Annotated in this window: 8 protein-coding genes; 4 read left to right on the forward strand and 4 right to left on the reverse strand. The window is 72.7% G+C overall.

The features are described from left to right. Positions 1-42: 42 nt before the first annotated feature. Entirely contained in the window at positions 43-1155 is a 1113-nt protein-coding gene (locus ATM99_RS03435; RefSeq protein WP_062101533.1) for a mannose-1-phosphate guanylyltransferase, read from the reverse strand. Positions 1156-1424: 269 nt separating this feature from the next. Between ATM99_RS03435 and sdhC the strand changes: the two genes are divergently transcribed. The 4 genes from sdhC to ATM99_RS03455 are packed head-to-tail and all read left to right on the forward strand — an operon-like array spanning position 1425 to position 4952. Beyond that, entirely contained in the window at positions 1425-1823 is a 399-nt protein-coding gene (gene sdhC, locus ATM99_RS03440) for a succinate dehydrogenase, cytochrome b556 subunit (protein ID WP_082659206.1), read from the forward strand. Continuing rightward, entirely contained in the window at positions 1823-2281 is a 459-nt protein-coding gene (locus tag ATM99_RS03445) for a succinate dehydrogenase hydrophobic membrane anchor subunit (RefSeq protein WP_046530329.1), read from the forward strand. The genes sdhC and ATM99_RS03445 overlap by 1 nt, the downstream gene beginning before the upstream one ends. 53 nt (positions 2282-2334) lie before the next feature. Then, a complete protein-coding gene (gene sdhA, locus ATM99_RS03450) occupies positions 2335-4167 on the forward strand; it encodes a succinate dehydrogenase flavoprotein subunit (RefSeq protein WP_062101535.1) in 1833 nt (610 codons plus the stop codon). Beyond that, a complete protein-coding gene (locus ATM99_RS03455) occupies positions 4167-4952 on the forward strand; it encodes a succinate dehydrogenase iron-sulfur subunit (protein WP_062101536.1) in 786 nt (261 codons plus the stop codon). The genes sdhA and ATM99_RS03455 overlap by 1 nt, the downstream gene beginning before the upstream one ends. Before the next feature lie 75 nt (positions 4953-5027). Here the strand turns inward: ATM99_RS03455 and ATM99_RS03460 are convergent, their stop codons facing one another. From ATM99_RS03460 to trpS, 3 genes are all read right to left on the reverse strand, one after another. Next, a complete protein-coding gene (locus ATM99_RS03460; protein ID WP_062101537.1) occupies positions 5028-6065 on the reverse strand; it encodes a YihY/virulence factor BrkB family protein in 1038 nt (345 codons plus the stop codon). Positions 6066-6143: 78 nt separating this feature from the next. Then, on the reverse strand, positions 6144-6728 hold the full coding sequence (locus tag ATM99_RS03465; RefSeq protein ID WP_062101538.1) for a 2'-5' RNA ligase family protein: 585 nt from the start codon (positions 6726-6728) through the stop codon (positions 6144-6146). Continuing rightward, the gene (gene trpS, locus ATM99_RS03470; RefSeq protein WP_062101539.1) at positions 6725-7786 is read right to left on the reverse strand and encodes a tryptophan--tRNA ligase; all 1062 of its coding nucleotides are present in this window, start codon (positions 7784-7786) and stop codon (positions 6725-6727) included. Before trpS ends, ATM99_RS03465 begins: the two co-directional genes overlap by 4 nt. Between the last annotated feature and the right edge of the window lie 69 nt (positions 7787-7855).

Below are 7855 nucleotides of genomic sequence, written 5' to 3' on the forward strand. Positions count from 1 at the left end.
GTCACCGAGGGTATCGCCGCAGCCCGGGACCGCCCGGCGAGGTCAGAGCAGGTCGTCGCGCCCGCGCTCGCGCCACGCGTCGACGGCCTGCTTGACCTGCTGCGCGTGCGCGCGCGTCGTGACCAGCACGGCGTCGGGCGTGTCGACGACGACCGCGTCCGGCACGCCGACGACGGTCACGGTGCGCCCGCCGGTCGCGACGACCGCACCGTCGGAGCCGAGGCGCAGCACGTCGTCCGCCGTGCCGAGCGTCGCGCCGCCCGGACCGGCGTCGAGCAGCGCCCCGAGGAACGCGAAGTCGCCGACGTCGTCCCACCCGAAGGTGCCGGGGACGACCGCCATGCCGCCCGCGGCGGCCACGGGCTCGGCGATCGCGTGGTCGATCGCGATCCTGGTGAGCCCCGGCCACGTGTCGGCGAGCCGGGCGTCGCGCTCGGGGGTGTCCCACGCCGCCGCGATCGCCCGCAGGCCGTCGTGCAGCGTGGGCAGCTGGGCGGCGAGGTGGTCGAGCAGCACGCCGACCCGCACCACGAACATGCCGGCGTTCCAGCTGTACTCGCCGGTCGCGAGGTACTCCGCGGCGGTCTGCGCGTCGGGCTTCTCGGTGAAGCCGGCGACGTGGTGCGCGTGCGGTGCGCCGGCGACGTCGAGCGCCGCGCCGCTGCGCACGTAGCCGAAGCCCGTGGACGGCTCGGTCGCGTGGATCCCGACCGTGACGACCTTGCCCGTGCGCGCGACCTCGACGGCCTCGCGCACGGTCGCCTCGAACGCCGGCTGCTCGGTGATGACGTGGTCGGCGGCGAAGGAGCCGAGCACGACGTCCGGGCCGTGCCGCTGCGCGAGCACCGCGGCGGCGAGGCCGATCGCGGCCATCGAGTCGCGCGGGCTCGGCTCGGCGAGCACGTCGTCGGCGCCGACCTCGGGCAGCTGCGCGGCGACCGCCGCGGCGTGCCGCACGCCCGTGACGACCAGCACCTTGCCCGGCCCGGTGAGCGGGAGCAGCCGGTCCACGGTCGCCTGCAGCAGCGTGCGGCCGCTGCCGGTCAGGTCGAGGAGGAACTTGGGGTGCCCGGCGCGCGAGAGCGGCCACAGGCGGGTGCCCGCTCCCCCGGCGGGGACGACGGCGTGGAAGTCGGCCAGGGGTGCGTCGGACATGGCGTAACGGTAGCGACCGCGGGGTCCCGCTCCCAGCCCCGACGACGCGAGGGCGCCGACGCCCGCGCCGCGCCCGGATCCCCTGGTCGGCGCGACGGACCCAGGTCCCGACCCGGGCGACGCGGCCTGTGGGCTTGGTCACAAACATCACCTGCGTGGGCCTTCGGACCCACCGAGGCGGGGCGGGCGAGCGGTCCGTGTCACTACAGTGAGGGACACGTCAGGACACCGACGTCCGCACGCTGACTCGCCACAGGAGGCCCCCCACCGTGTCCTCAGCGCCCACCGCGCCACCGCGGCCGGCCGGAACGCTCTACCGCGGGCGCGAAGGCATGTGGTCGTGGGTCGCGCACCGCATCACCGGTTTCGCGATCTTCTTCTTCCTGCTCGTGCACGTCCTGGACACCGCGCTCGTGCGCGTGTCCCCCGAGGCGTACAACGACGTCATCGGCACGTACAAGAACCCGATCATGGGTCTGGGCGAGGCCGGGCTCGTGCTCGCGATCGTGTTCCACGCGTTCAACGGGCTGCGCATCATCCTCGTGGACTTCTGGGCCAAGGGCCCGCGCTACCAGCGCGTCATGCTCTGGGTCGTCATGGGTCTGCTCGTCGTGACGATGGCCGGCTTCCTGCCGCGTCACCTGATGAACGTCTTCGGGGGCCACTGATGAGTGCCGTCGCCGACCCCAAGGCCCCGCGCGCCTCGCGCCCCGGCCCGTCGCGCCGCACGACCCGCGGCAACTTCGAGCTGTACGGCTGGGTCTTCATGCGCGCGTCGGGCGTCGTCCTCGTCGTGCTGATCTTCGGCCACCTGTTCGTCAACCTCATGGTGGGCGACGGCATCAGCGCGATCGACTTCGGCTTCGTCGCCGGCAAGTGGGCGTCGCCGTTCTGGCAGGTCTGGGACCTGCTGATGCTCTGGCTCGCGATGCTGCACGGCACCAACGGCGTCCGGACGATCATCAACGACTACGCCGAGCGCGACACGACGCGCATGGTGCTCAAGGTCGCGCTGTACGTCGCGACCGTGCTGGTCGTGACGCTCGGCACGCTCGTGATCTTCACGTTCGACCCGTGCCCGCCGAACAGCCCGGCCTCCCTCCTGCCGTCGTTCTGCACGGCCTGACCCACCGGACGCCCCGACCGGACGCCCCCCAGCGAAGGAAGGCATCCCAGCCGATGCAGACCCACCAGTACGACGTCGTCATCGTCGGCGCGGGCGGCGCCGGCATGCGCGCGGCCCTCGAGTCCTCGACCCGTGTGCGCACGGCCGTCATCTCCAAGCTCTACCCGACGCGCTCCCACACGGGTGCGGCGCAGGGCGGCATGTGCGCCGCGCTCGCCAACGTCGAGGAGGACAACTGGGAGTGGCACACGTTCGACACCGTCAAGGGCGGCGACTACCTCGTCGACCAGGACGCCGCCGAGGTCATGGCCAAGGAGGCCATCGACGCGGTGCTCGACCTGGAGAAGATGGGCCTGCCCTTCAACCGCACGCCCGAGGGCCGCATCGACCAGCGCCGGTTCGGCGGGCACACGCGCAACCACGGCGAGGCCGCGGTGCGCCGGTCCTGCTACGCGGCGGACCGCACGGGCCACATGATCCTGCAGACCCTGTACCAGCAGTGCGTCAAGAACGACGTCGAGTTCTTCAACGAGTTCTACGTGCTCGACCTGCTGGTCGACCACGACCTCGCGGCGGGCGACGTGCCCGCGGGCGAGGAGGTCAACGTCTCGGGCGTCGTGGCGTACGAGCTCGCGACCGGGGAGATCCACGTCTTCCAGGCCAAGGCCGTCGTGTTCGCGACCGGCGGCGCCGGCAAGATCTTCAAGACCACGTCGAACGCCCACACCCTCACGGGCGACGGCATGGCGCTGGCCTACCGCCGCGGCATCCCGCTCGAGGACATGGAGTTCTTCCAGTTCCACCCGACGGGCCTCGCGGGCCTGGGGATCCTGCTGTCGGAGGCCGCGCGCGGCGAGGGCGGCATCCTGCGCAACTCCGAGGGCGAGCGCTTCATGGAGCGCTACGCCCCCACCATCAAGGACCTCGCACCGCGCGACATCGTCGCGCGGTCGATGGCCAACGAGGTGCGCGAGGGTCGCGGCGCGGGACCCAACAAGGACTACGTCCTGCTCGACCTCACGCACCTCGAGCCCGCGCACATCGACGCCAAGCTCCCTGACATCACGGAGTTCGCGCGCACGTACCTCGGCATCGAGCCGTACACCGAGCCCGTGCCCGTGTACCCCACGGCGCACTACGCGATGGGCGGCATCCCGACCAACATCGAGGGCGAGGTCCTGCGCAACGCGGACGACGTCATCAAGGGCCTGTACGCCGCCGGCGAGGTCGCGTGCGTCTCGGTGCACGGCTCCAACCGGCTGGGCACCAACTCGCTGCTCGACATCAACGTGTTCGGCAAGCGCGCCGGCCGCTCGGCCGCCGCGTACGCCGCGACCGCGTCGTTCGTCGAGCTGCCCGAGTCGCCCGCGACGACCGTCGAGGCCGAGCTCGAGACGATCCGCACGCGCCCCGACGGCGAGCGGGTCGCCGACATCCGCCGCGCGCTGCAGGAGACGATGGACGCCAACGCGCAGGTGTTCCGCACCGCGGAGTCCCTCACGCAGGCGCTCGAGGACCTCAAGGCGCTGCGCAAGCGGTACGAGGCCGTCTCGGTGCAGGACAAGACCCGCACGTTCAACACCGACCTGCTCGAGGCCGTCGAGCTGGGCTTCCTGCTCGACATCGCCGAGACCGTCGTCGTCGGCGCGCTCAACCGCGAGGAGTCCCGCGGCGGTCACTTCCGCGAGGACTTCCCGCAGCGCGACGACGCGAGGTTCATGCAGCACACCATGGCGTACCGCCGCCCGCTCGCCACGGGTGCCGTCACCGTGGGCGACGACGACGGGGCGTTCTCCCGGGCCGAGGAGTTCGACGGGTACCAGCTCGTCCTCGGCGCCAAGCCCGTCACCGTCACCCGCTACCAGCCGATGGAGCGCAAGTACTGATGACCGCCACCCTGGACGCCCCCGCACCCGAGGCCGGCGCCGTGCCGTCCTTCCAGGTCACGCTGAAGATCCGCCGGTTCCTGCCGTCGGACGACGCGATCCCCACGTTCGGCGAGCCGTTCGAGGCCGAGCCGCGCTGGGACGAGTTCACGGTCGACGTGCACGGCACCGACCGCGTGCTCGACGCGCTGCACAAGATCAAGTGGGAGCAGGACGGCTCGCTGACGTTCCGCCGGTCGTGCGCGCACGGCATCTGCGGCTCGGACGCGATGCGGATCAACGGCCGCAACCGCCTCGCCTGCAAGACGCTGCTCAAGGACCTCGACCCGTCCAAGCCGATCGTGGTCGAGCCCATCAAGGGCCTGCCCGTGGTCAAGGACCTCGTGGTCGACATGGAGCCGTTCTTCGCCTCCTACCGCGAGATCATGCCGTTCCTCATCACCACGGGGACGGAGCCCACCAAGGAGCGCCTGCAGTCCCCGAAGCAGCGCGAGCGGTTCGACGACACGACCAAGTGCATCCTGTGCGCCGCGTGCACGTCGTCCTGCCCCGTGTTCTGGACCGACGGGCAGTACTTCGGCCCCGCCGCGATCGTCAACGCGCACCGGTTCATCTTCGACAGCCGCGACGAGGGCGGCACGCAGCGCCTCGAGATCCTCAACGACAAGGAGGGCGTGTGGCGCTGCCGCACGACCTTCAACTGCACCGAGGCGTGCCCGCGCGGCATCGAGGTCACCAAGGCGATCCAGGAGGTCAAGCGCGCGATGATCACCCGCGCCTTCTGACGCCGCCCACGCGCCCGCGACGGCCCCGTCGGTCCCCGTGACCGACGGGGCCGTCGCACGTCCGCGGGCGCCCGCTCAGCGCCGTCCGGGTGCCTCGGCGGCGTCGTGCGCACCGGCCGGGTCCGTGGCCGCCGGGGGCGGGTCCGCCGTCCAGGCGGCCGCGAGCAGCACGATCCGGGCGATCAGGTTGATCCACAGCAGCAGCACGACGACCACCGCGAACGACGCCAGCACCGGGTTGCGGTCGACCGAGCCCGCCACGACCGACGTCCCGAGCACCCGCACCACCCCGAGGCCGACGCCCGCGATCGCGGCACCGCCCAGCAGGTCACGCCGCGGCGGGTGCTGCCCGGCCAGCACGCGGACGACCATGACGAAGACGCCCGCGTCCACGACGAACGCCACGAGCACACCGAGCACGCGCACCACGAGGCCCGTGCCGTCGGACCAGCCGAGCGCGCCCAGGAGCCAGTCGGCCGCGGTCGTGACCGCGAGCCCGAGGAGCGCCGACACGAGCACCGCCGCACCGATCGCGACGAACCCGCCGAGCTCGCGCAGCTTGCCCGCGACCGCGTTCACCTGGTCGTGCGCCGCGAACATCGCCCGCACCGCGGTGCGCAGCGCGGCGACCGCGGAGATCGCGCTGACCAGCAGCACGACGAACGCGATCACGCCGGCGATGCTCAGGCCGGTGGTCATCTGCAGGTCCGACGGGTCGAGCATGCCCTGCCCGTCGCCCGTGTCGACGAGCCCGGGCAGGGAGGACGCGGCCGTGTCCAGGACACGCTGCCGCAGCGTCTCGTCACCGCCGAGGACGGCCATGAACACGGTCCAGCCGATCGTCAGCCCGGCGAACACCGAGAACAGCGTCGCGTACGCGATGCCGCCCGTGAGCAGGCCGCCGCCCGCGGCGCCGAACCGCGCGTTGGCACGTGCGGCGCGTGTGCGCTGCCACCACGCGAGCACGGCCCGCGCCCGCTCGACGACGCCGGCGAGGCCCGGGCTCCACCGCGGTCCCTGCGGGTCGGGGGCGCGCTCCGCGGCGTGACGGTGCGCCTCACCCGCGCCCGCGGGCGGCCGGACGACGGACTCGGGCGGGTGGTGACGCTCCATGCGCCGAATCTAGGTGGGGCTCCCGGGCACGGCATCCGGTGCCGCGGACCCGGGCGTCCTGCACCACGCCCGCCGGCGTCAGGACGGACGCGGCGTCCCGGACGCGCCGGTGCCGCGGTCGCCCACGGCTGCTCCGAGGGCGAACTGCTGGACGGGACGCCAGGCCGACCCGTCGTGCACGAACCGGTGCAGGTGCGTCACGTCGAAGGCCGCCTCGTAGTCGGCCATGTCCCGCTGCGCCTCGTCGAGCGCCGCGTCGTCCAGGTCGTGCGCGACGGTGACGTGCGGGTGGAACGGGAAGGCCGACGGCACGTCGAGCGGGCCCGCGCGCAGCGCCTCCTCGAGCGCGGAGCACGACGCCGCGCCACGCGCGAGGGCGACGAACACCACGGGCGAGACGGGACGGAACGTCTCGGTCCCGCGCAGCACGACGCCGAACGGCGCGTGCCGCGCGGCCACGGTCGCGAGGTGCTCGTCGAGCGCGGTCAGGGCGTCGTCGGCGACGGGCGTCGGGCCCACCAGCGTCACGTGCGGCACGATGTTGTGCGCCTCGGGGTCGCCGAAGCGCACCCGTGCGTCGTGCAGCTGCGTGCGGAACGGCTCGGGGATCGCGAGCGCCACCCCGACGACCGTCTCGCCCGCACCCGCCCGGGGCAGCCTCATGCGCGCGTCCGCCGCCGCGGCAGCAGGCCCGAGCGCTCGTAGATCCGCTCGAGGGTGGGCGTCGCGAGGTCGCGGGCGCGGTCGGCGCCGTCCGCGAGCACGTCGTCGAGCGCCGAGGGGTCCGACAGGTAGTGCCGGACGCGCTCCTGGAACGGCGTGAGGAAGTCGACGACGACGTCCGCGAGGTCCTTCTTGAGGTCGCCGTACCCCTTGCCGTCGTAGTCCTGCTCGAGCGAGGCGATCGTGCGTCCGGTGAGGGCCGAGAAGATCGTCAGCAGGTTCGACACGCCCGGCTTGGCGGCCACGTCGTACCGGATCTCGCGCTCGGCGTCGGTCACGGCGGAACGGATGCGCTTCGCGACGACCTTGGGGTCGTCGAGCAGCTCGATGAGGCCGTTGGGGCTCTCCGCCGACTTGCTCATCTTCGACGTCGGGTCCTGCAGGTCGTAGATCTTGGCGGTGGCCGACACGATGTGCGGCTCGGGCACCACGACGGTGCCGCGGCCGAAGCGCGAGTTGAGGCGCTGCGCGAGGTCGCGCGTGAGCTCGAGGTGCTGGCGCTGGTCCTCCCCCACCGGCACGAGCTGCGTGTCGTACAGCAGGATGTCCGCCGCCATGAGCACCGGGTAGGTGAAGAGCCCGACGGTGGTCCCCTCGGTGCCCTGCTTGGCGGACTTGTCCTTGAACTGCGTCATGCGACCGGCCTCGCCGAAGCCCGTGTGGCACGACAGGACCCACGCGAGCTCGGCGTGCTCGGGCACGTGCGACTGCACGAACAGGATCGAGCGCTCCGGGTCGACGCCCGCGGCGAGGTACTGCGCCGCGGTGCGCCGCGTGCGCTCGCGCAGCACCTTCGGGTCGGGCGCGACGGTCAGGGCGTGCAGGTCGACGACGCAGTAGATGGCGTCGTGCGTCTCCTGCAGCGCGACCCACTGCGTGAGCGCCCCGAGGTAGTTGCCGAGCTGCAGCGAGTCCGACGTCGGCTGCATGCCCGAGAAGATCCGGGCACCGGACGTGGACGTCGGCGCGGGCTGCGCGGTGGGCAGCACCTGGGTCATGCGCGGTCCTCCTGGAGGGACGACCGGCCGGTGGGCCGGTCAGGAGCGGGGTCGTGCGGGGTGAGGGGT

Origin of the sequence: Cellulomonas sp. B6 (assembly GCF_001462455.1) — a bacterium.
Taxonomy (GTDB): domain Bacteria; phylum Actinomycetota; class Actinomycetes; order Actinomycetales; family Cellulomonadaceae; genus Cellulomonas.

Bases quoted from the DNA above. Each gene is read 5' to 3' on its own strand.
- ATM99_RS03435 (WP_062101533.1), bottom strand. From the start codon at position 1,155: ATGTCCGACGCACCCCTGGCCGACTTCCACGCCGTCGTCCCCGCCGGG.
- ATM99_RS03445 (WP_046530329.1), top strand. From the start codon at position 1,823: ATGAGTGCCGTCGCCGACCCCAAGGCCCCGCGCGCCTCGCGCCCCGGC.
- sdhA (WP_062101535.1), top strand. From the start codon at position 2,335: ATGCAGACCCACCAGTACGACGTCGTCATCGTCGGCGCGGGCGGCGCC.
- ATM99_RS03455 (WP_062101536.1), top strand. From the start codon at position 4,167: ATGACCGCCACCCTGGACGCCCCCGCACCCGAGGCCGGCGCCGTGCCG.
- ATM99_RS03460 (WP_062101537.1), bottom strand. From the start codon at position 6,065: ATGGAGCGTCACCACCCGCCCGAGTCCGTCGTCCGGCCGCCCGCGGGC.
- ATM99_RS03465 (WP_062101538.1), bottom strand. From the start codon at position 6,728: ATGAGGCTGCCCCGGGCGGGTGCGGGCGAGACGGTCGTCGGGGTGGCG.
- trpS (WP_062101539.1), bottom strand. From the start codon at position 7,786: ATGACCCAGGTGCTGCCCACCGCGCAGCCCGCGCCGACGTCCACGTCC.